The 25824-nt window shown below is 34.0% G+C and carries 29 protein-coding genes and 1 other RNA gene; 24 read left to right on the top strand and 6 right to left on the bottom strand.

Annotated elements, in window-relative coordinates; translation table 11 throughout:
* The first annotated feature begins 51 nt into the window (after positions 1-51).
* The gene (locus AC6CHK_RS06340; protein WP_498094621.1) at positions 52-243 is read left to right on the top strand and encodes a hypothetical protein; all 192 of its coding nucleotides are present in this window, start codon (positions 52-54) and stop codon (positions 241-243) included.
* A 29-nt stretch (positions 244-272) separates the two neighbouring features.
* On the opposite strand, the gene AC6CHK_RS06345 is transcribed toward AC6CHK_RS06340, so the two are convergent.
* On the bottom strand, positions 273-587 hold the full coding sequence (locus tag AC6CHK_RS06345; RefSeq protein WP_498094623.1) for a DUF4286 family protein: 315 nt from the start codon (positions 585-587) through the stop codon (positions 273-275).
* Positions 588-735: 148 nt separating this feature from the next.
* Between AC6CHK_RS06345 and gyrA the strand changes: the two genes are divergently transcribed.
* From gyrA to AC6CHK_RS06385, 8 genes are all read left to right on the top strand, one after another.
* Positions 736-3333: a DNA gyrase subunit A gene (gene gyrA / locus AC6CHK_RS06350; protein ID WP_498094625.1), complete on the top strand. Its 2598-nt coding sequence runs from the start codon at positions 736-738 to the stop codon at positions 3331-3333.
* A gap of 27 nt (positions 3334-3360) precedes the next feature.
* Positions 3361-4392 (top strand): tetratricopeptide repeat protein, encoded by a 1032-nt coding sequence (locus AC6CHK_RS06355; RefSeq protein ID WP_498094627.1) that lies wholly within the window; start codon positions 3361-3363, stop codon positions 4390-4392.
* A gap of 345 nt (positions 4393-4737) precedes the next feature.
* Positions 4738-5574: a 1,4-dihydroxy-2-naphthoyl-CoA synthase gene (locus AC6CHK_RS06360; protein ID WP_498094629.1), complete on the top strand. Its 837-nt coding sequence runs from the start codon at positions 4738-4740 to the stop codon at positions 5572-5574.
* 35 nt (positions 5575-5609) lie between these two features.
* The gene (locus AC6CHK_RS06365; RefSeq protein ID WP_498094631.1) at positions 5610-6155 is read left to right on the top strand and encodes a PH domain-containing protein; all 546 of its coding nucleotides are present in this window, start codon (positions 5610-5612) and stop codon (positions 6153-6155) included.
* Positions 6139-7629, top strand: coding sequence for a PH domain-containing protein (locus AC6CHK_RS06370; protein ID WP_498094633.1), 1491 nt, complete (start codon positions 6139-6141; stop codon positions 7627-7629). Before AC6CHK_RS06365 ends, AC6CHK_RS06370 begins: the two co-directional genes overlap by 17 nt.
* 21 nt (positions 7630-7650) lie before the next feature.
* A complete protein-coding gene (menA, locus tag AC6CHK_RS06375) occupies positions 7651-8580 on the top strand; it encodes a 1,4-dihydroxy-2-naphthoate octaprenyltransferase (RefSeq protein WP_498094634.1) in 930 nt (309 codons plus the stop codon).
* A 14-nt stretch (positions 8581-8594) separates the two neighbouring features.
* On the top strand, positions 8595-9041 hold the full coding sequence (locus AC6CHK_RS06380; protein WP_498094636.1) for an SRPBCC family protein: 447 nt from the start codon (positions 8595-8597) through the stop codon (positions 9039-9041).
* Positions 9042-9183: 142 nt separating this feature from the next.
* Positions 9184-9870 (top strand): metal-dependent hydrolase, encoded by a 687-nt coding sequence (locus AC6CHK_RS06385; protein ID WP_498094637.1) that lies wholly within the window; start codon positions 9184-9186, stop codon positions 9868-9870.
* 63 nt (positions 9871-9933) lie between these two features.
* On the opposite strand, the gene ffs is transcribed toward AC6CHK_RS06385, so the two are convergent.
* An RNA gene (ffs, locus tag AC6CHK_RS06390) (signal recognition particle sRNA small type) lies at positions 9934-10031 on the bottom strand.
* Positions 10032-10162: 131 nt separating this feature from the next.
* Between ffs and AC6CHK_RS06395 the strand changes: the two genes are divergently transcribed.
* The 11 genes from AC6CHK_RS06395 to AC6CHK_RS06445 all read left to right on the top strand — a co-directional run bounded on the left by AC6CHK_RS06395 (position 10163) and on the right by AC6CHK_RS06445 (position 19517).
* Positions 10163-10759, top strand: a complete 597-nt coding sequence (locus tag AC6CHK_RS06395; protein WP_498094639.1) for a DUF4199 domain-containing protein — start codon at positions 10163-10165, stop codon at positions 10757-10759.
* A gap of 14 nt (positions 10760-10773) precedes the next feature.
* Entirely contained in the window at positions 10774-11724 is a 951-nt protein-coding gene (locus AC6CHK_RS06400; protein ID WP_498094640.1) for a glycosyltransferase family 2 protein, read from the top strand.
* 3 nt (positions 11725-11727) lie between these two features.
* The gene (locus AC6CHK_RS06405; protein WP_498094642.1) at positions 11728-12456 is read left to right on the top strand and encodes a DUF3667 domain-containing protein; all 729 of its coding nucleotides are present in this window, start codon (positions 11728-11730) and stop codon (positions 12454-12456) included.
* A 7-nt stretch (positions 12457-12463) separates the two neighbouring features.
* Positions 12464-13165 carry a GIN domain-containing protein gene (locus AC6CHK_RS06410; RefSeq protein WP_498094644.1) on the top strand — a complete coding sequence of 234 codons (702 nt, stop codon included), beginning with the start codon at positions 12464-12466 and terminating at the stop codon, positions 13163-13165.
* 21 nt (positions 13166-13186) lie between these two features.
* Positions 13187-13534 (top strand): hypothetical protein, encoded by a 348-nt coding sequence (locus tag AC6CHK_RS06415; protein WP_498094646.1) that lies wholly within the window; start codon positions 13187-13189, stop codon positions 13532-13534.
* 26 nt (positions 13535-13560) lie between these two features.
* Complete coding sequence (locus tag AC6CHK_RS06420; RefSeq protein WP_498094648.1) at positions 13561-15276, top strand: phospho-sugar mutase; 1716 nt, start codon at positions 13561-13563, stop codon at positions 15274-15276.
* A 225-nt stretch (positions 15277-15501) separates the two neighbouring features.
* Positions 15502-16755, top strand: a complete 1254-nt coding sequence (locus AC6CHK_RS06425) for a pyridoxal phosphate-dependent aminotransferase (RefSeq protein ID WP_498094650.1) — start codon at positions 15502-15504, stop codon at positions 16753-16755.
* A gap of 144 nt (positions 16756-16899) precedes the next feature.
* Positions 16900-17451, top strand: coding sequence for a hypothetical protein (locus tag AC6CHK_RS06430; protein ID WP_498094652.1), 552 nt, complete (start codon positions 16900-16902; stop codon positions 17449-17451).
* A gap of 7 nt (positions 17452-17458) precedes the next feature.
* Positions 17459-18187 (top strand): 3-deoxy-manno-octulosonate cytidylyltransferase, encoded by a 729-nt coding sequence (gene kdsB, locus AC6CHK_RS06435; protein WP_498094654.1) that lies wholly within the window; start codon positions 17459-17461, stop codon positions 18185-18187.
* Between the two features lie 70 nt (positions 18188-18257).
* Positions 18258-18920, top strand: a complete 663-nt coding sequence (locus tag AC6CHK_RS06440; protein ID WP_498094656.1) for a histidine kinase — start codon at positions 18258-18260, stop codon at positions 18918-18920.
* 21 nt (positions 18921-18941) lie between these two features.
* The gene (locus tag AC6CHK_RS06445) at positions 18942-19517 is read left to right on the top strand and encodes a glutathione peroxidase (protein ID WP_498094658.1); all 576 of its coding nucleotides are present in this window, start codon (positions 18942-18944) and stop codon (positions 19515-19517) included.
* 39 nt (positions 19518-19556) lie between these two features.
* Here the strand turns inward: AC6CHK_RS06445 and AC6CHK_RS06450 are convergent, their stop codons facing one another.
* The 3 genes from AC6CHK_RS06450 to AC6CHK_RS06460 form a co-directional block, all read right to left on the bottom strand.
* Complete coding sequence (locus AC6CHK_RS06450; RefSeq protein WP_498094660.1) at positions 19557-20228, bottom strand: T9SS type A sorting domain-containing protein; 672 nt, start codon at positions 20226-20228, stop codon at positions 19557-19559.
* A gap of 29 nt (positions 20229-20257) precedes the next feature.
* Entirely contained in the window at positions 20258-20653 is a 396-nt protein-coding gene (locus AC6CHK_RS06455; RefSeq protein WP_498094662.1) for a hypothetical protein, read from the bottom strand.
* Between the two features lie 147 nt (positions 20654-20800).
* Positions 20801-21454 (bottom strand): NAD(P)H-binding protein, encoded by a 654-nt coding sequence (locus AC6CHK_RS06460; RefSeq protein ID WP_498094664.1) that lies wholly within the window; start codon positions 21452-21454, stop codon positions 20801-20803.
* A gap of 116 nt (positions 21455-21570) precedes the next feature.
* Between AC6CHK_RS06460 and AC6CHK_RS06465 the strand changes: the two genes are divergently transcribed.
* Positions 21571-21924: an MmcQ/YjbR family DNA-binding protein gene (locus AC6CHK_RS06465; protein WP_498094666.1), complete on the top strand. Its 354-nt coding sequence runs from the start codon at positions 21571-21573 to the stop codon at positions 21922-21924.
* Here AC6CHK_RS06465 and AC6CHK_RS06470 read toward each other — a convergent pair.
* Positions 21921-22841 (bottom strand): bifunctional riboflavin kinase/FAD synthetase, encoded by a 921-nt coding sequence (locus tag AC6CHK_RS06470; RefSeq protein WP_498094668.1) that lies wholly within the window; start codon positions 22839-22841, stop codon positions 21921-21923. The genes AC6CHK_RS06465 and AC6CHK_RS06470 overlap by 4 nt on opposite strands.
* A 205-nt stretch (positions 22842-23046) precedes the next feature.
* Here AC6CHK_RS06470 and atpD point away from each other — a divergent pair, with 205 nt between their 5' ends.
* The 3 genes from atpD to AC6CHK_RS06485 all read left to right on the top strand — a co-directional run bounded on the left by atpD (position 23047) and on the right by AC6CHK_RS06485 (position 25823).
* Positions 23047-24555 (top strand): F0F1 ATP synthase subunit beta, encoded by a 1509-nt coding sequence (atpD, locus tag AC6CHK_RS06475; protein WP_498094670.1) that lies wholly within the window; start codon positions 23047-23049, stop codon positions 24553-24555.
* Positions 24556-24639: 84 nt separating this feature from the next.
* Positions 24640-24921 (top strand): F0F1 ATP synthase subunit delta/epsilon, encoded by a 282-nt coding sequence (locus AC6CHK_RS06480; protein ID WP_129536951.1) that lies wholly within the window; start codon positions 24640-24642, stop codon positions 24919-24921.
* An 80-nt stretch (positions 24922-25001) separates the two neighbouring features.
* Positions 25002-25823 (top strand): hypothetical protein, encoded by an 822-nt coding sequence (locus tag AC6CHK_RS06485; RefSeq protein ID WP_498094672.1) that lies wholly within the window; start codon positions 25002-25004, stop codon positions 25821-25823.
* The last annotated feature ends 1 nt before the right edge of the window (position 25824 follow it).

Below are 25824 nucleotides of genomic sequence, written 5' to 3' on the forward strand. Positions count from 1 at the left end.
GACAAAAAAGTGGCATTATGATTGCTTAATAGCAATTGTAAATTCTGAGTTATGAAAAATTTAATAAAAATCGTCAGCATACTTTTAATAGGAGCATTTATGGCTTCTTGTGTTGCACCGCCGAGACACCCGCATGGAATGCCACCGGGACAGGCTAAAAAAATATTTAAACATAAAAAGCATCATCCTCATGACAGAGGCCATCATAAAGGTCATCACAAAGGACCTCGTGGAAGACACTAAAATATAAGCCCCAAATCGGGGCTTTTTTATTACAATCTTGTCTTTTTTGGATTGAGGAAAGTATTGAAGATCATCACTTCCTGTCCGAATTTTTTTTCTATTCTTTCTGAAATATTGATCAGTTCGCTTTCAGTAAAATCAGTTCTTTTTTCATCATCATCAAACATCAGCAGAAGATTATAATTTTTTCCTTCATCAATATATTCGCTGTGAATTTCGGAAAGAATATATTTGTTGACATCCAACAGGTTTTCGGTCATTAAAACCAGCGTTTCATCGACATATTTTTCCCATTCTTCAATGCCATTTTTTGTACAGTGAAAAGTAATGCTTAGCACGCTCATATTTTAAGAATTTTTAAGATTATTTGGATAAATACTTCAGCAAAAATCGGTAAAATTTTCGTAAATTAGCCCGTTATTAAATATTCAAAAAAAATAGTTATCGGGCAATTTTCTAAAAGTCTGATTATCATTACAATAAAAGTTATATATGCAAAAAGAAGGAGAAAGATTGATTCCCATCAACATCGTTGATGAAATGAAGTCGTCTTATATTGATTATTCAATGTCCGTTATTGTTTCAAGAGCTTTACCGGATGTGAGAGATGGCTTGAAACCTGTTCATAGAAGAGTACTTTATGGTATGTATGGTTTGAACGTTTTTTCAAATAGAAAACACTTAAAATCTGCAAGAATCGTAGGAGACGTTTTAGGTAAATATCACCCACACGGAGATTCTTCTGTATACGATGCTATGGTAAGAATGGCTCAGACATGGAGTTTGCGTTATCCACAAGTAGACGGACAGGGTAACTTTGGTTCGATGGATGGCGATCCGCCTGCAGCAATGCGTTATACCGAAGCAAGATTAAAGAAAATATCAGACGAAATATTATCTGATCTTGACAAAGAAACGGTAGATTTCCAGAATAACTTTGATGATAGTTTGACGGAGCCAAGCGTGATGCCTACAAAAATTCCAAATCTTTTGGTAAACGGTACTTCTGGTATCGCTGTAGGTATGGCAACCAATATGGCGCCTCACAATCTTACTGAAGCTGTAGATGCAATCTCTGCATATATTGATAATAGAGATATTACCATTGACGAATTGATGAAGCATATTATTGCTCCGGATTTTCCGACTGGTGGAATTATTTACGGTTACGACGGCGTGAGAGATGCTTTCCATACGGGAAGAGGAAGAGTGGTTTTAAGAGCAAAAGTAAGTTTTGAAGAAGTACATAACAGAAATGCGATTATTGTAACCGAAATTCCATATCAGGTCAACAAAGCTGAAATGATCGCCAGAACTGCTGAGTTGGTAAAAGACGAAAAAATTCCGGGCATCTACGAAATCAGAGATGAATCTGACAGAAATGGAATGCGTATCGTTTATGAACTAAAAAATGATGCAATTCCTAATGTAATTCTGAATTTATTATACAAATATACATCGCTTCAGACTTCTTTCAGCGTTAATAATATTGCTTTGGTACATGGAAGACCGGAGCAGCTGAATTTGAAAGATATCATTCATCATTTTGTTGAGCACAGACACGTGGTGATTGTAAGAAGAACGGAATACGAACTAAGAAAAGCGCGTGAAAGAGCTCACATTCTTGAAGGTTTCATGAAGGTGATCGGAACTCAGGATTCTTTAGATAAAGCAATTGCGATTATCCGTCACAGCGCCAATCCACAAGCTGCAAAAGAAGGAATTATTCAGGAATTTGATCTGTCTGAAATTCAGGCACAGGCTATTCTTGATCTTCGTTTGGCACGTTTGACAGGAATGGAGCTTGACAAAATCCGTGATGAGTATGACGCAATTATGAAAGAAATTAATAATTTGGAAGATATTTTGGCAAACGAACCAAGAAGATTCCAGATTATTAAGGATGAATTAATTGAAGTAAAAGAAAAATACGGTGACGAAAGAAGAACAGAAATCGATTATTCGGGAGGTGAAATGTCTATTGAAGATATTATCCCGAACGAAGCGGTAGTTCTTACGATTTCTCATGCAGGATATGTGAAGAGAACTTTGCTTTCAGAATACAAAATCCAAAGCAGAGGCGGTGTAGGAAATAAAGCGGCAACAACAAGAGATTCAGATTTCCTTGAGTATATTGTGTCTGCGACCAATCACCAATATATGCTGTTCTTCACCGAAAAAGGTAAGTGTTACTGGTTAAGAGTATTTGAAATTCCTGAAGGTTCTAAAACTGCAAAAGGAAGAGCTGTTCAAAACTTAATAAATATCGAGCCGGACGATAAGATTAAAGCATATATCAGAACCAACGACCTGAAAGATGTAGATTACATCAATCAAATGAGCGTTGTCATGATCACGAAAAATGGGACGATTAAAAAAACATCATTAGAGGCTTATTCAAGACCAAGAGTAAATGGTATCAATGCAATAGAAATCAGAGAAAACGATCAATTGTTGAGCGCTTATTTGACGAATGGAGATTCTCAAATCATGATCGCTACCAAAAATGGTAAATGTATCCGTTTCCCTGAAGAGAAAGTGAGAGAAGTAGGAAGAGGTTCAATTGGTGTGCGAGGCATTACACTTGAAGAAAAGGATGAGGTTATTGGTATGATTGTTGTGAACGATGTTGAGAACGAAACGGTGCTTGTGGTATCTGAAAAAGGATATGGAAAGAGAACGGCGGTAGAAGATTACAGAATTACCAACAGAGGAGGAAAAGGTGTTATCACTCTTAATATCACAGAAAAAACAGGTAATCTTATTGCAATTCAAAATGTTACGGACGACGATGGTTTGATGATTATCAATAAATCTGGAGTTGCGATCAGAATGAATATGGATGAAATGCGTGTGATGGGTAGAAACACACAAGGGGTAAGAATGATCAATCTGAAAAAGAATGATGAGATTGCCGCCATCGCAAAAGTAGCAATGGATAAGGAAGTTGAAGATGAAGAAGAAATTGAGGAAGGAATTGTAGATTCTGCCAATGAAAACGAAGGTGAAAATACACTTCCGCAAACAGAAAATAATGAGGAAACTGAAAACTCAGCAGATACAACTGAAAGTTCAGACTCTGAAGAATAATTTAAAATAAATAAAATTGTTATTATTATGAAAAAGCTAATTTTAGGGATAGCTATTGTTTCATCAGCATTTGTTTTCGGGCAAAAGGATGATGTCAACGCTCAGCTTCAGGCTTCTAATAAAGCAGCAATGGATGCTTATCAGGCAAAAAACTATACTGTAGCTGCGCCAAAGTTTATGGAAGTTTACAACTTGCTGAAAACCAGCGGGCAGGATGATAAAATTTATATGTATTACGCCGGGCTTAGCTATGCTTTGGCTAATAATGTAGATGAAGCGATCAAAATCTATACAGAATTGATTAATTCAGGATTTACAGGAGTTCAGACTTCGTATACAGCTAAAGAAACTAAAACCGGAAACGTTACTACTTTAGATAAAAATACTTGGGAATTACTAAAGAAAAGTTCAAAAGATTATACAGATTTTAAAACTGAGCAAACGAAAAGTGTTGAGCCGGATTTGTATGAAACTTTGTCGACACTATTATTAAATGCTAAAAAGAATGACGAGGCCTTAGCGGTTATAGAAAAAGGGTTGGCAAAATATCCAAATAATGCCAAACTGAAAGAATATCAGGGATCTGCTTTATATGCTTCCGGTAATACAGACAAATTTATGGCTAATTTGAAAGAGCAATTAGCTAAAAATCCGAATGATGCTACCAATTGGTATAATTTGGGGGTTTTGCAATCCAAGAATCCTGCAACTGCAGCAGATGCGATTGCTTCATTTACCAAAGCGGTTGAACTTCAACCAACAATGGCTAATGCTTACCAAAATCTAGTGTATACCATTATCGGAGACGATGCAAAAGCGGTTGAAGATATTAATGCACTCAGAAAAACAAAGCCGGATGAAGCTACAACTTTAATTGAAGCCAGAAAAGAAAGGTTCAATAAAGCTCTTCCTCATGCTGAAAAATGGTATCAGGCAAATCCTGAAAGTTTAGATGCGGTTACCACATTAAGAGAAATTTATGGAATTACCAAAAATCAGGCAAAAATGGCTGAAATGAAAGCTAAAGAAGCTGAACTTCAGGCAAAACAACCTAAATAATTCAAAATACTTGAGTTATCAAAAAACCGAAACATAATTGTTTCGGTTTTTTTGTATTATTATTATTCTGAATAGTAAGAATCTATTTCTATTTAAGATTCTTGCTTCGTCAAATCTGACAAACATTTTGAAATTATTTCTTTGCTGATTGAAATACCTTTGCAAACTATAAATATTCTCAATATTTTAAAGAAACTTAGCGTTCTTTATGATAAATTGATTTTACTCAAATTTTATATTCAACTAAAAAAGTTTAAAAAAAGCAACAATTTTCAGATCATTATCATCAGAAATCAATGTTAAAATTCTCTGCAATTCCGTATCTTTGAGAAAAATTTTACTAGAATGATCGACTGGAAAACCGTTAAAGAATACGAGGATATTACCTATAAAAAATGCAATGGTGTGGCAAGAATTGCTTTCAACAGACCGGAAGTACGCAATGCCTTCAGACCAAAAACCACTTCAGAATTATATGATGCTTTTTATGACGCTTACGAAGATTCTTCGATTGGTGTTGTTTTGCTTTCCGGCGAAGGACCGAGCACAAAAGATGGTGGCTGGGCCTTTTGTAGCGGCGGAGATCAGAAAGCAAGAGGTCATCAGGGTTATGTAGGAGAAGATGGAAGACACCGTTTAAATATTCTTGAAGTTCAGCGTTTGATCCGTTTTATGCCAAAAGCAGTTATTGCGGTGGTTCCGGGTTGGGCAGTAGGCGGCGGACATTCGCTTCATGTGGTTTGCGATCTTACTTTGGCGAGTAAAGAACATGCAATTTTCAAGCAAACCGATGCAGATGTAACAAGTTTTGATGGCGGTTACGGTTCGGCTTATCTGGCTAAAATGGTCGGACAGAAAAAAGCCCGTGAAATTTTCTTTTTAGGTAAAAATTATTCAGCTCAGGAAGCTTTGGAAATGGGAATGGTAAACGCCGTTATTCCTCACGACGAGCTGGAAGATACAGCTTACGAATGGGCTCAGGAAATTTTAGCTAAATCTCCGACTTCTATCAGAATGCTGAAGTTTGCAATGAATTTAACAGACGACGGAATGGTTGGGCAACAGATTTTTGCAGGTGAAGCGACCCGTTTGGCATACATGACCGAAGAAGCTAAAGAAGGCCGAAATGCTTTCCTTGAAAAAAGAAAACCCGACTTCGGAAAAGATCAGTGGATATCATAAAATACCAAGCCATAAACTGAGTTTTGGCTTTTTTAATGGAACAAAAATTTTACAACAAACAGCTTTTTGATTTAGAAATCCCCGATTTTGACGATTTGGAGCTCGCTCCCGTTTCACCAAAGTATCTGAAAATTATATTATTCAACAGAATTCTGTTTTCGGTTATATTAATTTCAGGGTTTGCAATTGCTTATTATTTTTTCAGTAAAAGTTTCTCATTTCTTCAGATTTGGGGATTGTTTGCTGTTATTTTCGTATGGATTATTTTCATGTTCCTCAATGAAATTATTGGATTTAAATTCATGAAATATGCACTTCGTGAAAAAGATTTAGTCTACCAATATGGCTGGTTGAAACGAAGTATAATTATCGTTCCTTTCAACAGAATTCAGCATATCAAAGTAGAGCAGGGATGGTTTTCTAAAATATTGAATCTAAAATCAATTACGGTTTACACAGCAGGAGTCAATGGCGGAGATGGTTCTATCAATGGCCTGCCGGAAGATATTGCGGAAGGAATCAACAATCTGATCCGTAAAAGTATTTCTCAAGAAAAAACAGAAGATGGAGGAGAAGCATAATTCTTTTTTTCAGCCTCAACGACAGTCAAAAACAGGTATCGTATTGCTTTTTCTGTACAATATCGGGATTGTGATCAAAAACTTATGGGTTTTCGCTATCCTTTTTTTTGTCAGAAAAGATAAAATGGAATCTTGGATTATTGTTCTTGCTGTTATCGCGGGGCTTTTAATTTTAATTGTTTCTGCAGTTTTGCAATATTATCATTTCAAATATTATATTGATGAAGAAAATGAAGAATTTGTCATTCATGAAGGAATTATCAATACATCAGTAACAAAAATTAAAAAGGAAAATATTCAGGAGGTAAATATCTTGCAGCCTTTTGTTCATCGCTTTTTTAATATTTATAAACTCGAAATCGATACGCCGGGAAGTTCTGAAAAAGAAGTGAAAATTTCTGCGTTGACAAAACAGAATGCTTTAGATCTTAAAAAATATCTTTTAACCGAAAAAAGAATTGAAAAGAATGCTGAACAATATGATGAAGTTCCTGAAAATGAAGAAATCAAAGAGCTTCGTTCAATCAAAATTTCCACGTTCAGTATTTTAGAATACGGAATTACCTCAAATTATATTCAAAGCTTTTTTGCGTTGGTCAGTTTACTGATTTATGGTTTTTCAGAGCTCAGCAACTTGCTGAAAAAAGCTGAATTTGAGACGCAATTAGATTATGATACCGTAGAATCGCAGTTTTTGGCATTTTCTATTCCTGTCATTTTGGGAATCGTTTTAGTTGTTATTATTGTCGGAATTGTAATTAATGCCGTTCGTACCATTATTAAATTTTTCAACTTTAAAATCACCGAAAATAATCAAAGTTTTTCTTTTGAATATGGTTTGTTTAATACCCGAAATTCGATTGTAAACAAATCAAAAGTTCAGGTTATCACAGAAACCCAAAACTGGATTCAGAAAAAAATGAAAATTTCTTTTGTGAAATTTCTGCAAATCGGAAAAAATGAAGAAGAAAAAAATGTGTCGGCCGTTCCGGGAATTAACAATACAGAAAAAGAGAAACTAATTTCCACGATTTGGAAAGAAAATCCGCTTTTTACAGATTATTTAAAACCAAATTTCAGATTGATTATTGTAAATACCTTTCAATGGATTGTTCTGCCTTTGATTTTAGTTTTCGTTATTAAAAAAGATTTGCTTATAAATTATTGGTTTTTAGCGGTTATTTGCATTGTTTTAGCAGAATTGTTTATCCTGATTTCTTTCAGAAATTTAAAATTATTTTACAGTGAAAGATTTATAAGATTAAAATCAGGAATTTGGGACATCGATACCCGAACTTTTGAGGTGGAAAAGCTTCAAACTGTGAAAATTTCTCAGTATTTTTGGCAAAGAAAAACAAACTTGGGAAGTATCACTTTTTATACGTCTGCAGGACGCTTTAAAATAGTTGCTTTAAACTTTATAAAGCTTAAAAAACTGCTGAATTACTGCATGTATAAAATTGAAAAATTCTAAGAAATAATTAAATAAAATTTAATGACCGATTGGATAAAAGCCGCAAGGTTGAGAACGTTACCGCTTTCGTTAAGCGGAATTATTATGGGATCTTTCATTGCAAAATGGAGGCTTTGGGGCGAAGGAGGTACTTGGGACTGGAAAATTTTTGCTTTGGCAATTTTGGTAACATTGTTGTACCAGGTTTTGTCAAATTACGCCAACGATTATGGCGACGGAGTAAAAGGAACGGACGCAAAAAGAATCAACGAAGCCGAATCCAGAGCCGTTGCTTCAGGAAAAATTACTGCAAAACAAATGAAAAATGCCGTGATTTTACTTTCTGTTGTATCATTTATTGCAACAGTTGCATTGTTGTATTTAGCTTTTATCCCTGAATATATGAATGAATTTTATATTTTCACAGGTTTAGGCGTAGCAAGTATTTTGGCGGCAATTGGCTATACAATTGGTAAAAAACCTTACGGATACATGGGATTGGGAGATCTTTTTGTATTTGTGTTTTTTGGATTGGTTTCGGTCTGCGGAAGTTATTTTCTGTTTACAAAAACTTTCAGTTGGGATATTTTATTGCCCGGAACAGCAGTTGGGCTGATGAGCATGGCGGTTCTTAATCTCAACAACATGAGAGATATCGAAAGCGACAGATTATCAGGTAAAAAAAGTCTGGCTCTCAGAATAGGCTTTAGAAATGCAATGCTTTACGAAATTGTGCTTTTGCAGCTTCCGTTGTTGCTTATCCTTATATTTTTAGGTTTAAATGGTTTTATTCAATCGCAAAATTATTATGTTTTTATCGTCATGATTTTACTGATTCCTTTTGCCAAGCTGCGAAGAAAAATAATGGCTGTGAAAGAACCGAAAGAACTGGATCCTTTCCTGAAACAGGTTGGAATTCTTACTTTTATGATGGCTGTTCTTACAGCTTTTGGACTTAATTTTTTTAAATAAATAATTTCAATATTATGAGTTCTACTATTTATGTTGAAGCTCAAATGCTTATCAGAAAGCCTGTTCAGGAAGTTTTTGAAGCATTTATAAATCCTGAAATCACGACCAATTTCTGGTTTACAAAATCAAGCGGAAAGCTGGAAGAAGGCAAAACAATTACTTGGGAATGGGAAATGTACGGAGCAAAATCTGAAGTTAAAGTTCAGCAAATCATTCCAAATCAATTGATTAAAACAATTTGGGGTGATCCGGCCACAAACGTTGATTACGAATTCAAAGAAATGGAGAAAGGAACTTTGGTTATTATAAAAAGTTACGGTTATCCGCAAACAGGAAACGATTTGTTGAAGGAAATCAATGATAATACAGGTGGTTTTACAACGGTTTTAGATGGTTGCAAAGCATATTTGGAACATGGAATTAATTTGAATCTGATTGAGGATAAATTTCCTGCGAAATAAAATTTTAATTAATGAATCTTATAATGGATTTTTGATTTGTTCAGAAAAAAACTGTTATGAACTTTATGATAAACAGTTAGTATTAGCAATGTCATGCTGAGCGGAGTCGAAGCATCTCAATTAAATAAAAAATAAATTAAAAATGAAAATACAATATTTAGGACAAAACTGTTTTTTGTTCACTTACAAAGAAAAAAATATTTTGTGTGATCCTTTTTACAATTATAAAAAGGCAGAATCGGGATTTGATATTTCAGCTCAAAAAATTGACTATATCTTATTAACTCACGCTCACGGCGATCATATTGCCGATGTTGAGGAAGTTTTACAGTTTCACCCGGAAGCTACCATTATCGGTCAGCCGGAAATTTGCGGATATTTCAAAACTGCAAAAAATACAGATGATGTAAACTTAGGCGGATCTGCAAAAATCGATGATCTTAAAATTTCCATGGTTCCGGCTCATCACACAAGTTCGTTTCCTGACGGAAGCTACGGTGGGGTTCCTGTGGGATATATTTTCAGATTGCCTGAAGGTAAAAATGTGTATTTGGCAGGTGATACCGGAGTGATGGCAGATATGCAATTGTTTCCGCAACTGTTTGGAAGTTTAGATCTTTCAATCCTTCCGATTGGTGGGCATTACACGATGTGTTCAAGAAAAGCAGCTTTTGCAGCTTCAGAATTGTTGAAAACTCCGAAAGTAATAGGATGTCATTTTGATACATTTCCTGCAATTGAAATCGATCATGAAAATGCTTTGAAAAACTTTAAAGAGAAAAATGTGGAATTGATTCTTCCGAAATTAGGCGAAAGCTTTAGTATCTAAAAAAAATTAAGAGATTAAGTAATTTAAATAAATCATCTTAATCTCTTAACCTATAAAAATAAAAAATGGCAAGCTACCTACATCACACCGCTACGACCGATTACCTTTGCTGCGTTCCCACCCTGGAGGGGTCTCAGGAGCTGGTTGTGTAGGACTTGCCGGTGCAAAGATAGGAATTAATTATAAATTTAAAAATATTATTAAAGAAAAATACTTTGAAAACCTCTTTATTGATGCTAAAACATTGAAATTAAGCTCAATATTTTTCAATATTTTTCTAAAAATTTGAAGTATGACAAAAAGTCCCGTTACATTAGGAATTTTATTATTTGGAGCTACAATGCTGATTTTCTTTGTAGTATATTGGTTTTTCTCAGGAATTACCTATTTTGAGACTTCGATGATTGTGAATGCATTTATTTTGCCTGTTTTATACGCCGGAACTGCATTTTGGTCGGTAAAATCTCGTTGGAATAATCACCGTTTGGGCTTCAAAGAGGCCTTCAAAAGAGCATTTGTCCCTATGTTTGTTGGCGGATTTCTTTCCGTGGCAAGTATTTTTGTTTTCTTAAATTTTGTAGATACCGATGCCAAAAACCTTCTTAATTATCAGTTTGTACAGACCAACAAAAAGAAATTGGATGACACTTACAAGGCTGAAAAATCACGTCTGATTACAGAAAAAGACATTCAGGAATTGGAAGAAGATTACCAGAAAAATCTGCAAAGTTTTAATGATAATCAGGTTAAAGGAAAAGATATGCTTACGGCAAGTCATTTTTCAGGATATTTTGCAGCAATACTTATATTTTACTTAGTTTTGTCGTTGTTTTTCGGTGCTTTTTTCAGAACCAGAACAATGCACGAAGAAATAATTAATCAAGAATAATTTTATTAAAATAAATGAATCTATCTATAGTTATTCCGTTGCTCAACGAAGAAGAATCTCTTGAAGAGCTTTTTACCCGAATTGATAATGTCTGCAAAACCAGCAACTTATCTTACGAAGTTTGGTTTATCGATGACGGAAGCACAGATTTGTCATGGAGCATTATTGAAAACTTGAAGGTGCAGCATCCGCAAATTCACGGAATAAAATTTTCCAGAAATTACGGAAAGTCGCAGGCCTTACATGCCGCTTTTGAAAGAGCAAATGGCGATGTTATCATTACGATGGATGCAGATTTACAGGATTTTCCGGAAGAAATTCCTGAACTGTACAAAATAGTGATCGAAGACAATTACGACATTGTTTCGGGCTGGAAAAAGAAGCGTTTTGATAATGTGATGACCAAAAATATTCCGTCAAAATTGTTCAATGCTGCTGCCAGAAAAGTTTCGGGAGTTTATCTTCATGATTTCAACTGTGGTTTGAAGGCTTATAAAAAACAGGTCGTAAAATCTATCGATGTGTATGGAGACATGCATCGCTATATTCCCGTTTTGGCTGCCAATGCAGGTTTCAGAAGAATTACAGAAAAAGAGGTTCCGCATCAGGCACGACCTTACGGAACGTCAAAATTTGGTACAGAAAGATTCATTCGCGGATTTTTGGATTTGGTAACACTTTGGTTTGTAAGCCGTTTTGGTGGAAGACCGATGCATTTCTTCGGAGCAGTTGGGACTTTAATGTTTATTATTGGTTTTCTTTCTGCGCTTTGGTTGGGAATTTCAAAATTAATTGACGTTGCACGAGGAATTTACGGACATTTAATTACCGATAATCCTTGGTTTTTTATTGCTTTGACGATGATGCTGATGGGAACTTTGCTGTTCATTGCAGGATTTTTGGGCGAAATGATCATCCGAACAAACCGCGAACACAAGAATTATAATATTGACGAAGTGATCTAATATATGCTTAAAAAGAGTTGTTTAAACTGCGGCCATTCGGTTTCCGATGATTTTTGTCCTCATTGCGGGCAAAAATCCGACACCGCAAGAATAACTCCGAAATCCCTGATTAGAACAGATATTTTGGGTTCTATCTGGCATATTGAAGACAAGTTTTTCAGGACATTAAAGCATATTTTGTTTAGTCCCGGCAAAATGGCGACGGATTATATTGCAGGCAAAAGAATTAAGTATTATAATATTTTTTCATTATTACTTATTTTGTTCGGTTTCAATGTGTTGGCGTTGCATTTTTATCTGGATTTGAATCTTGAAGAAATTCCTGAAAACAGTTCAAATATTGTTGATTTTTTTTCTAAATATTCGAAGACAATTTTATTTGCATTAATCCCTATCTTGGCTTTGAACTCGTGGATTCTTTTCAAAAGAATGAAGCTCAACTTTGCAGAACATATTATTATTGCATCGGTAAGCCTGTGCGGAATTCTTACCTTAATATTGGTAGACGACGTCATCAGTATCATCGAAATTTATAAACCGTTATCAAAAGTTTTTGGCTTTATAGATAAAATTCTATTTTATATCATCATTTTATTTCCCGCCTTTACTTATTTTAATGCGTTTAAAAATTCTTATTCAGGATGGGGTATAGTATGGCGATTAATGCTGTTTTATGTTTTATGGGGAATCGAAATTTTTATAATAATTATAATTTTATATAAAATACTTTAAAATTAAAATGAAAAATATATTATACGCTTTCATGCTTGTTGCGGTTGTTTCCTGTGGAAAAATTTCTCCGAAAGGAAATTTAGAAAAAAAAGAAATTATTGTTGAAGATTTTGTAAATCTTGATCTTGAAGGAAAATATCGTGTATTTTACGCAAGAGGTCCTAAAAGTTTTGTTGAAGTTGAAACTTACCCGAATATCGCTGATAATCTGGATATTGATGTAGATGATAAAACCCTTTCTATCACAGAAAACAGAGAAACAAAAGGAGTTGATTTCTATAATGTAACCATTTATTCCAAATACAACCTTGAAAAAGTTTCTCTTTCGGATTCTGTAGAAATGAATATTTCGAGCGAAATTAAAACCGATAATTTTAGGCTTAATTTAAAAAATAATGCTACTTTTATGGGTTCGGTGAACACAAGAAGAGCAGAAGTGGAAATGTTGAACAGAAGCCGAGCCAATTTTTTGGGTGAAACTAAAGATGCCGTAATAAAGATCTCGGATACAGCAAGTTTGATTGCTCCTTACTGGAAAATTGCCAATTTGAATCTAGATTCTAAAAACGGAAATTATGCAGAAGTGAATGTAAAAGATTCATTAAAAGGAAGCATAAAAAACACAGCCAAATTTGTGTATTATAATGATCCTATTCGTGCTTTTAAAGTTGATAAAACGACGAAAGTGGAGAATAAAAAACTTCAGTAGATTTCCTAAATATATTTATAAATGAAGATATTTTTATCATTTTTAATTTTGATTCTAATTTGCTCAACATCTTGTGTATCAACTAAAGTAAGTTCAAGAAATAATTACGATTATTCAATTTTAAAAAATAATTCAAACTATATTATTGAAACAAAAGATGGAAAAAAGATTAGACAATTTGAATTTATCAGCCAGACAGAAAATTTAATTACCGGGAAACAAGAAAACTCAGAAATTCAGATCGAGAAAAGCAATATAGAAAAAGTTCTGAAGCCAAGTGCAGGAAAAACAATTCCGTTGATTGTAGGAATAGTAGGTGCTGTAGTTGTAATACCTGCATACATTAGTAATAAACCAATAGGACATTAATAAACAAAAAGATTACAAAATACAATATGACAACATTAGAAAAAGCAAAACTTTGGTTACATGAATCATTTGATAAAGAAACGAGAGATGCTGTTCAATTGTTAATTGAAGGTAATTCTCCCGATTTGGAAGATTCTTTTTATAAAGAATTGGAGTTCGGTACAGGAGGAATGCGCGGAATTATGGGTGTTGGAACTAATCGTTTAAATAAATACACGTTAGGCCAAGCCACACAGGGACTTGCAAATTATATGTTACAGCAATTTCAAGGTGAGGAAATCAAGGTTGCGATCGCTTATGACGTTAGAAATAACTCCAAAGAATTTGGAAAATTGGTTGCGGATGTTTTAACGGCAAACGGAATCAAAGTGCTTCTTTTTAAAGATCACCGGCCGACTCCTGAGTTGTCTTTCACCGTTCGTGACAGAAATTGTAATGGCGGAATTGTTTTAACGGCTTCTCACAATCCACCTGAATACAACGGATACAAAGTATATTGGAATGACGGCGCACAAATCGTCCCGCCACATGATGAAGCGATTATTAATGAAGTATATTCCGTAAAGTTTGACGAAATTAAATTTAACGGAAATGATGATTTAATAGAATGGATCGGAGAGGAACAGGACGATATTTACATTGATGCGTGCATCGAAAACTCTACTTATCAGGATGTGGAAAAAGGAAATTTAAATATCGTTTTCACATCAATTCATGGCACGACTTATACAACCGTTCCGAAAGCTTTGGAAAAAGCAGGCTTCAAAAAGATCGATTTGGTAAGAGAACAGATGATTCCGAGCGGAAATTTCCCAACGGTAGATTCTCCAAATCCTGAAGAGCCTGCAGCTCTGGAAATGGCAATGGATTTAGCAAAAATCACCAATGCTGATATCGTAATCGGAACCGATCCGGATGGCGACAGATTGGGAATTGCCGTAAGAAATTTGGAAGGCGAAATCCAGTTGTTGAATGGAAACCAATGCAATACAATTCTAACATATTATATTTTAGACCAATGGAAAAAGCAAGGTAAAATTACCGGAAAAGAATTCATTGGCTCTACAATTGTGACTTCAGATATTTTCTTTGATATTGCCGAAAAATTCGGTGTTGACTGCAAAGTCGGATTGACGGGATTCAAATGGATCGGAAAAATGATCCGTGATTTTGAAGGTGAAGAAAAATTTATTTGCGGTGGCGAAGAAAGTTTCGGGTTTATGACAGGAGATTTCGTTCGCGACAAAGATTCTTGCGGAAGTATTGTTTTAGCTTGTGAAATTGCAGCGTGGTGCAAGGCCAACGGAAAAACGATGTACGAATATCTGATCGAAATATATCAGGAAACCGGAATGTATTATGAAGGTTTGGTAAACTTGGTGAAAAAAGGAAGAGATGGAGCTGAAGAAATTCAGGAAATGATGAAGAATTTCCGTGAAAACCCACCAAAAAAACTGGCCGGCTCATTGGTAGAAGAAATAAAAGACTTTAAAGAACAAACCAATTTTGTAGTTTCTGAAAACGAAAAACATTTGATGGATGATATTCCGAAATCAAACGTGTTGATTTACTACACACAAGATGATACGAAAGTTTGTGTAAGGCCTTCAGGAACAGAACCGAAAATTAAATTTTATATTTCTGTAAAAGAACAATTGAACTCAAAAGAAGATTTCAAATCAACATTAAAAGCTTTGGAAACAAAAATAGAAGAAGTAAGAAAAGATCTTCAATTAACGTAAAAAAATATTTAGTTATAAGTTTTGAATTATAATTATGAGTGAAGCTATTGACCTAAATTTTTTAAGTAATATAAATCTTCGGTCTTTTGATAAGTAGAACGCCTTTGCGAACTAAAAGCATTTAGTATTAAAAAGGCTTTGTTCACTTTGCGTTAAAATTTCTTTAAGATAAGTAAGAACTCATAATTAATAACTTATAACATTTAACATTTAATAATAAATAAAGTGAAAGTTTCAAAATTAGCGGCGAACCTGATCGGTTCTGAAATTGTAAAAATTGGTAATGAAGTAAATGATTTAAAGGCAAAAGGAGCAGAAATAGCCAACCTTACCATTGGCGACCTGAATTCTAATCTGTATCCGATTCCGGCACAGTTGAAGGAAGAAATTCAGAAAGCTTATCAGAATAATTTAACAAATTATCCGCCTGCAAACGGACTTTTATCTTTAAGAAAAGAGGTTTCCAAAGACCTTAAAAACAGATGGAATCTTGATTATGACGCTAATGATATTTTGGTAACAGCGGGTTCAAGACCATTGATTTATGCTGTTTATAAAACAATTGTGGACGAAGGCGATAAAGTGATTTATCCTACGCCGTCTTGGAATAACAATCATTATGCTTACCTTACTTCGGCAGATGCGATTGAAGTGAAAACCACTCAGGAAAATAACTTTCTTCCAACCGCGGATGACTTAAGACCACATTTGGAAGGAGCGGTTTTGGTAGCGCTATGTTCGCCGTTGAATCCGACGGGAACGATGTTTACAGAAGAGCAGCTTTCAGAAATTTGTGAATTGATTTTAGCAGAAAACAAAAAAAGAAGCGAAGGAGAAAAACCATTGTATTTAATGTACGATCAAATTTATTCAAACCTTACTTTTGGTGCAAAACATTTCGATCCTGTTTCGCTTTTCCCAGAAATGAGAGAATATACGCTTTATATTGATGGGATCTCAAAATGTCTTGCTGCGACGGGAGTTCGTGTTGGTTGGGGATTTGGTCCTACGCATATCATTGATAAAATGAAAGCACTTCTTACGCATGTTGGAGCTTGGGCACCAAAACCGGAGCAGGAAGCTACTGCAAAATATTTTCAAGATGCAGATAATGTAAACACTTTTATTAATGATTTCAAAGGAAAGCTTGAAGCAAGTTTAAAAGTTCTTCACAAAGGAATCCAGGATTTAAAAGGTAAAGGCTTGACGGTAGAAAGTATTGAACCGATGGGCGCAATGTATCTTACCATTAAATTAGATTATATAGGAAAAACAAAACTAGACGGAACAACGATCGAAAATTCTTCAGATTTGGTATTTTACTTAATCAATGAAGCAGGCGTTGCGTTAGTTCCTTTTTCTGCTTTTGGCGAAGTAAAAACCGAGCCTTGGTTCCGTGCATCTGTTGGCGGATTGGCTACTGAAGAAATTTCATCAATGATGCCTAAGCTTGAAAATGCTTTGAATAAATTAAGATAATTTAAAATATAAATGCTTCGACCTCGCTCAGCATGACATTTTAGCGATGTCACGCTGAGCGGAGTCGAAGCGTTTTAATAATAAAGTCGTAAATCATAACATACAGTGAAATTTCTTAGAAAACCATTTCTTGAAACTAAATTGTTGAGTTATTCAACATTAGCAATTATCATTTTGGTGATTTTAAGCGTTTGGCTTTCAGGAAGAGGTTCTCACACGTCTTTATTTCAGAATTCTGTTGTTTCAACCTCGATTTTAGCAGGAGCATTTTTTCTGTTTATAAGTTTAGGATTATTTTTAGGATTGAAATTAAAAGATAATGTTGGAGATATTTTAAGTAAAGATAGATTAAAAAAATACTCTGATAAAACTCCTCAAATTGATGTTTCTGATTTTGATCCCCCTGCAATTGGGGACGGGATAGGGGGAATTATAATTTCCATTATTTTTTGGTTGTTTTTTTCTATTATTCTTGTATTTCTTTTATATTTTTTAGGAGTTTTCTTTTGGGCAACAATCCTATTTTTTGCGGCAATGTTATATTGGATTTTTTTCCGGGCTTTACGTTTAGTATTTAAGAATTCAAAACATTGTAAAGGAGATTTATTGAAAAGTTTCGGCTTCGGGATTTTTTATTCATTTTTGTATATTTCTTGGATTTATGGAATTATTTTTTTTGTTAACTATTTAAATTAATAATTAAATGAAAATCATCGCTGTCATTCCTGCTCGCTACGAAGCAAGTCGTTTTCCGGGTAAACTGATGCAGATTTTAGGAGAAAAAACTGTAATTACCACAACGTATCAAAATGTTGTGGAAACTGGTTTGTTTGATGAAGTTTTTGTGGCTACAGACTCGCTGATTATTTTTGACGAAATTGAAAATAACGGCGGAAAAGCTGTAATGACCGGCCAACATGAAACAGGAAGTGACCGGATTGCTGAAGCAGTACAACATATTGATTGTGATATTGTTATCAATGTTCAGGGTGATGAGCCTTTTTTGAAATTAGAACCTTTGAAACAGCTAATTGAAGTCTTTAAAGAAGATGAAAATCAGGAAATTTCTTTAGCTTCATTAAAAATAAAATTGACCAAAAAAGAAGAGATTGAAAATCCAAATAACGTAAAAGTGATTACCGACAATAATGGTTTTGCTTTGTATTTCAGCCGTTCTGTAATTCCTTTTCACAGGGAAATTTCTTTTGATGTCGATTATTTTAAACATATTGGAGTTTATGCTTTCAGAAAGCATACTTTGCTGCAATTTTCGAAGCTTGAAATGAAACCTTTGGAAATTTCTGAAAAAATAGAATGCATCCGTTACCTGGAATACGGCATGAAAATTAAATTGATAGAAACCAATTTCGTCGGAGTTGGAATCGATACACCGGAAGATTTAGAGAAAGCAAGGAAATTACTTTCCAATTAATCGGTAAACGGTAAAATTGATACATCGGTAAATTAATAAAGCGCTATATTTGAATTATTAAATTGATTGAATGAAGAAATTATTTTTAGTATTCGTCCTGATTTTTTCGCAAATATCTTTTGCCCAAACCGCAAAGGAAATAATAGATAAAAACATCGAATTGTCCGGAGGATTAACCAATTGGAAATTATTAAATTCAGTATTACTTCAAGGAAAAGTAGTTTTGGGAATTAAGGATGAATATCCGATCAAAATTTATCAGCAACGCCCGAATTTAACAAAAACCGTTCTTACAATCAATGGAAAAGAAACTGCAATTGAAGGTTTTGACGGCAATAAAGGATATGCAATGAATTATGCAGCCAACAAGCTTCAGGTTTATCCGGATTATGTTTCGGAAAGTTTTGATAATGATTTTATAGATTGGGAGAATAAAGGTTTTGAGGCAAAATATTTAGGCAAGGAAAAAGTAGGAGATGTCTATTGTCACAAGGTTGAGCTTACAAAAAATGTCAACAAAAATTTCTATTATTTTGACACAAAAACGTATATGCTTTTAAAGGAAATAAAGAAAGACGAAACATTAAATTATTCGGACTACAAAAAAGTCGGAAATCTCGTAATGCCTTTCAGAATAGAATCTTCAAGCGCTAAAAAAGATGGAGATTTTGTAATGTTAATCAATAAAATTGACGTCAATAAAGTATTTCCATCAAATGTTTTTAAATTTTAATTAAAGAAAATAAATATAATTATGAAAAAGATTTTCTTGCTGATGCTTTCTTTTGTGGCATTTCTGCAAAGTTGCACCAACCAAAAAAGTGAATTGTCTAAAGCAAAAACCAACGAACTTATGGGAAAAACAATATACGATTATAAAGTTGAAAGCCTTGACGGGAAAGAAATCAACTTTGCAGATTTTAAAGGAAAGAAAATCCTTATCGTAAATACGGCTTCAGAATGTGGTTTTACGCCACAATATGCAGATCTTGAAAAGCTGTCAAACGACTATAAAGAAAAATTGGTTGTCATTGGTTTTCCTGCAAATAATTTTGGCGGACAAGAGCCGGGAACCAACACCGAAATCGGTGCTTTTTGCCAGAAAAATTATGGTGTAACATTTCCATTGGCAGCAAAAGTTTCTGTAAAAGGTGATGATACCGCTCCGATTTTTAAATATTTAACAGAAAAAGATTTGAACGGAGTAAAAAACACAGCAATCTTATGGAATTTCACTAAGTTTTTGGTGGATGAAAACGGCAAGTTGATTGATACTTTTGTAAGTACAACAAAACCAACAGATGATGCGATTACAAAATATTTAAAGTAATAATAAAGAGTTGTGAAACTTCACAACTCTTTTATTTTTTTATTTCTTAATAAATTTTTGAGTAATGCTATTATCCTTTATTTTCAATTTTAAAAGATAATTTCCTGTTTTCAATGATGAAACATTGATTTTAGGATTTTTTTCATTAATTGCTTTATTCATTAATAATTGTCCAGATAAACTATAAATTTCTATAGTTTCAATTTTCTCTTCAGACTCAATATACAGCATTTCAGAAACAGGGTTCGGATATACAGAAATATTTTTCCCCAAATTAGTATCTTCAATACTTAATGTAACAGGATTTGGGTTTTGTATAGAAAACATTGTATATTCTGCATTATTTGCAGTAGTAGAAGCAATTAACGTTGCTGCACCAGTGGTTTTATCTACAGTATGTATTCCACCTGCGCCTCCACCAAAATAACCTGCCATATAAATAGTATTATCTGCAGTATTTATATCTGCTTCTTGTGCAAACTGTATATTTATTCCTAAAGGTCCAATTAAAGTTCCTGCTCCGGTCATTAGATTTACAGAATAAAAATTATCATTTCCAATATCTGCCATATAAGCGTTTCCTCCGTTATCTATTACCAACCAAATACCCAAAGAATTTCCTGTATTGCCTATAAAGGTACATGCTCCAGTTGTTTTATTAAGTGAATATAATTTAGTTACAGTTCCATCTGTGCCAAGAACATAAAACACGTTATTGGCATAGCTCCAAGATAAACCAGTTAAGTTTCCGTGGTTGTTCCCAGACCTGTAAGGGGTGAAACTACAGTAACTGCACCATTAGCAGTATTTATAGTAAGAAGATTTCTTGTAGTATTATCTAAAGCGTATAAGGTACCTGTATTATCAAAATCATCTGCAAAAATGCCATTGGTAATTGACCCAAGAACATTCATAGTATATGGACCTAGATAAGGAAAAGTTCCAAAATCATCATTTGTTGATCTACCATTCAGAGCATAGGCGTCACCATTTGCCAGCACATTTTTTGAAACTAGAGTTTCATCTGGTTTATAATAGGCTGTAATAAGTGCTTCTTCTTCTTTTGTGAAATATCCTGTAGGAAATGCAGCAGCAGGATTTTTAATTTCCTTCATTTTAGCAAAAATGTTTGCCATTTGAGCTTCTGATGGTTTGTTTTGTGCCTGAAAAAGTCCAATTAAGGATAAAGAGGCAAGTAAGTAAAATTTTTTCATGTTTATTTACAATTAAAATTATTACTTAAAGATAAATGAAATTTATTAAAAGCTAGGTTTTATTTTAAATTATTTACTTTTCTCGGCAAAACAGAAAATATTTCCCAGTTTAATACTTGAATAGCCGTTGCTTTTTATTTTTGAAGAATTAATCATTGCTTTGGCCAAAACATCGGTCGGAAGCGGCTTTTGGCTTTCAAAAAGTCCAAGTTTGTTAGCAAATTTTATTATTCTGCTTCCTAAAACTTCTCCTGTTCTTTCAGAATCTTTTCTTTCCAGCATTCCGGGTTTGAAAATGGTAATTTTATTGAAATGGAGCTGCTTTACCGCTTCTTCCAGTTCTCCTTTCATTTTAGAATAGAAGATTTTAGATTTCGGATTGGCTCCGTAAGCCGAAACCAAAACATAATCATCCACATTATTTTCTTTGGCCGCTTTGGCAAATTCATATTGATAATTGAAGTCGACTTTCTTCTGTGCTTCTTTGCTTCCGGCGGCTTTCAGAGTGGTTCCGAGACAGGAAAAAGCTACATCACCTTTTACAAGATCTTTCCATTCTTCAGGTTTGTCAAAATCGACAATATGTGTTTTTAGTTTTTCATTTTCAATTGTCAAAGGTTTTCTGACAAAAACATCGACTTCATCAAAATCTTTATCATTAAGTAATTGTTTAACCAAATCTTTTCCTGTAGCACCTGTAGCGCCGATTATCAAAGCTTTCATAATAATTGTGATTAGATGATAAGTGATAACTTTCGTTTCTTCTCTTAAATTTACTAAATTTAGACCAAAGTTTAGAAAAGTATTACTTATTATTAATTACACATTACTTATAATTAATGGATGCCAACGAAATTTTAGATTACTGCCTTGCAAAAAAAGGAGTGACAGAAAGCTTTCCTTTTGATAATGAAACGCTTGTAATGAAAGTAGGAACAAAAATATTTTTATTAATGGCTTTGGAAAAACAACCGCTTTCTATCAATGTGAAAACCGATCCCGAATGGAGTGCAGAACTTCGCGAGCAATATCCACAAATTACGGGCGCGTATCACATGAATAAAACTCATTGGAATTCCGTTTTAGCAGATGGTTTGAAAAGGGATCTGATTTTTAAATTAATTGATCAGTCTTATGATTTGGTATTCAAATCGCTGACGAAAAAAGCAAAAGAGGAAATTGAAAATAGTTAAAACTTAAATGCTTTCGTCAGTCTTTTGTCTTCATCCAATCTTTCAACCAACTTTTCAAGACCTTCAAATTTAATTTCTTCATGTAAAAAATCTCTGAATTTCACAGTGATATTCTCATCATAAATATCTTTTTCGAAATCAAGAATATAAACTTCAACGGTTAATTTTTCTCCATTTACGGTCGGATTTGTGCCAATGCTCAACATTCCTTTATATTGTTGATCTTTCACAAAAACTTCAACAATATAAGCTCCTTTTTTTGGTAAAAGCTTAATTGCGTCCGTTTCAATATTGGCAGTTGGATAGCCAATTGTTCGTCCCAGTTTTTTGCCGTGAACAACCGTTCCGGAAATAGAGTAGGAGTAACCCAGCATTTCGTTGGCTTCTTTAATGTTTCCTTTTAAAAGGGCATTTCGGATTTTGGTGGAGCTGATATTATTTTCGTGAATATTGATGGCTTCCATTTGCTCAACCTCAAAATCAAGTTCTTTTGATAATTTTTGAAGCAACTCAAAATTTCCGCTTTTATTTTTCCCGAAAGAATGGTCGTAACCAATAATTAAATACTTTACGTTCAGTTTTTCGATCAGAATCTGACGAACAAATTCGTCGCCAGTTAAATTCCTGAATTCTTCATCAAATTCTTTAAGAAATAAATTATTGATGCCATATTTTTCTATTAAAAACTTCTTTTCATCCAAAGTATTCAGAAGTTTAAGATCTTCATTCGGATTAAAAACAAATCTCGGATGCGGCCAAAAAGTAAGTATTGCGGTCTCAAGATTGTTGTCGGAACCTACTTTTTGTAATTCATTGATAATGCTTTTATGGCCCAGATGTACGCCGTCAAACATACCTAAAGACAATGCTAAAGGTTTTTGTGAATGGTAATCTTTAAAACTTTTGAAGATATTCAAAATGGAAAAAATTTTGACTGCAAATATAGAAATAATGTACCAATGTATCAATATTACAATCTTCCAATACTTTTTGATGATAACATTACTTTATATGATAGATTTATACATTGTAAAATTCTCAAAAAGTATGATAAAAATCTTTTTTTTAGCAATTGTGGGTTTGTGAAGATTGATTATATTTGCACCAAGAAAAAATTTAGCAATGGCAAACCAAATTAAAGGAAAAATTTCTCAAATTATTGGTCCTGTAATCGACGTAGTTTTTAATAATGTGGAAGCAATTCCAAGTATTTATGATGCGTTAGAGATTATCAAAGGGAACGGTGAAAAAGTAGTCTTAGAAGTAGAACAACATATTGGTGAAGATACAGTAAGATGTATTGCAATGGATGCTACAGACGGTCTTCAAAGAGGGCAGGAAGTAATCGGATACGGAAATCCTATTATGATGCCAATTGGTGATGCCGTGAACGGAAGACTTTTCAACGTTGTTGGGGATGCTATCGACGGGCTTCAAAATATTTCTAAGGAAGGTGGTCTTCCAATTCACAGACCAGCTCCGAAATTTGATCAACTTTCAACTTCTGCAGAAGTTTTATTCACAGGTATTAAAGTAATCGACTTAGTTGAACCTTACGCAAAGGGAGGTAAAATTGGTTTGTTCGGTGGTGCAGGTGTTGGTAAAACAGTATTGATTCAGGAGTTGATTAACAATATTGCAAAAGGACACGGTGGTCTTTCTGTTTTTGCCGGTGTAGGTGAAAGAACGAGAGAAGGAAATGACCTTTTAAGAGAGATGCTTGAATCAGGTATTATAAAATACGGTGATGATTTCATGCACTCTATGGAAAACGGCGGTTGGGATCTTTCTAAAGTTGACCTTGAGGTTATGAAAGAATCTAAAGCAGCATTCGTTTTCGGACAGATGAACGAGCCACCAGGAGCAAGAGCGAGAGTAGCACTTTCTGGTCTTACTTTAGCTGAATATTACAGAGACGGTGGTGAAACAGGACAAGGTAGAGACGTACTTTTCTTCGTAGATAATATCTTCCGTTTTACACAAGCTGGTTCTGAGGTATCTGCACTTCTTGGTCGTATGCCATCTGCGGTAGGTTACCAACCGACATTGGCATCTGAAATGGGTGCGATGCAGGAAAGAATTACTTCAACTAAAAATGGTTCAATTACTTCAGTACAGGCGGTTTACGTTCCTGCGGATGATTTAACTGACCCGGCTCCTGCTACAACGTTTGCTCACTTAGATGCAACAACTGTATTAGATAGAAAAATTGCTTCATTAGGTATTTACCCTGCAGTAGATCCATTGGCTTCTACGTCAAGAATCTTGGCTCCGGAAATTATTGGTGAAGAACATTATAACTGTGCTCAGAGAGTAAAAGAAATTCTTCAGAGATACAAAGCTCTTCAGGATATCATCGCAATCTTAGGGATGGAAGAACTTTCTGAAGAAGATAAATCTGTAGTTTACCGTGCTAGAAAAGTTCAGAGATTCTTGTCTCAGCCTTTCCACGTTGCAGAACAGTTTACAGGTCTTAAAGGTTCATTGGTAGATATCAAAGATACTATCAAAGGATTCAACATGATTATGGACGGTGAATTAGATCACTTACCGGAAGCTGCTTTCAACTTGAAAGGAACTATCGAAGAAGCGATCGAAGCCGGACAAAAAATGTTAGCAGACAACGCTTAAGAAATTTTAAATGTTAAATTTTAGATTTTAGATTGAAAAAATTTCATTTAAAATTTAAAATCTATAATCTATAATTCATAAAAGATGAATATAAAAATTTTAACACCAGAATACGTAGTTTTTGAAGGAGAGGTAAACTCTGTATTGTTGCCTGGAAAAAATGGTGAATTCCACATCATGAAAAACCACGCAGGAATCGTTTCTTCATTAGTTGGAGGTAAAGTTAAATTGTACGCAAATTCTATCAACGAAGCTTTTGCGAAAAACTTTACTAAAGAAAATGAAAAAGACTCTGTTTTTTCTTATCCTATAAAAAGCGGTGTGATAGAATTTAATCATGATAAGGGAATTATCCTTTGCGAATAATTAAATGAAAAGCTAAATATATTTTCAAGAAAGTGTAACTTTGGTTACACTTTTTTTATGCCTTGTAAAAGTCTGATTTTATGCAAAAAAGTTTAATCATATTCTTTACAGTTTTGGGTATTGCATTCAATGCTCAGAACATCAAAACAAAAAGAGGAATCGTAACTCTTGACGGTATTCACGTCGCTAAGATTTCTAATAAATCTAATATTTACACTTTCATGGATTTAAAGGAAAATCCTGTTTATACCATGGAATTTATTGATAAAAGTATCGTTGATTCTGTTCGAGACAGTTATGTTAAATTAAACCGGGTTTACAACAGAGAAAAAACTTTAGATTTGGATTATATATCACCTTCAGCTTTTTCGGGTGAGGAGAAATCGGCAATTTATACTTGTGTAAAAGGTTTAAAAATTATTGATGAAAGAGGAATTAATATCAAAAATCTGGATGAGCTTTTCAAGAATATGCCTAAACGCAAGCTTGATAATAAAACAAAAGAAGCGTACACGATCAGAACAAAAATTGATAAATTAAACCTTGAAGTAAATAATGTTGGCGAAATTCTAAGCAACGGAATTCCGGTTGGATATTTCACCAATTTGCCAGTAAGTTTTGGTTCGGAAGACACCATTACAGATAAAACTTTTGTTGATATTGAAATTTATGATGCCAAAAGTAAGTACATCGGAAAATACATCACCACAACAAAACAAATAAAAACAGCAGGCGGAAAAACTTTCACCCTTTACAAAGAAATGTCTGGAAGAGCTTCGATTTTAAAATTCCCGACTTATAAAGCAATTGCCGAGCGATTGGCTATTTTGGATCCGAATTTTATTAAAGTTCAGGAAAAAGTAATTGTAGGTGAAGTTGTAAGAGATGGTATTGAAAAATAGT

The organism is Chryseobacterium sp. GQ58 (assembly GCF_059758895.1).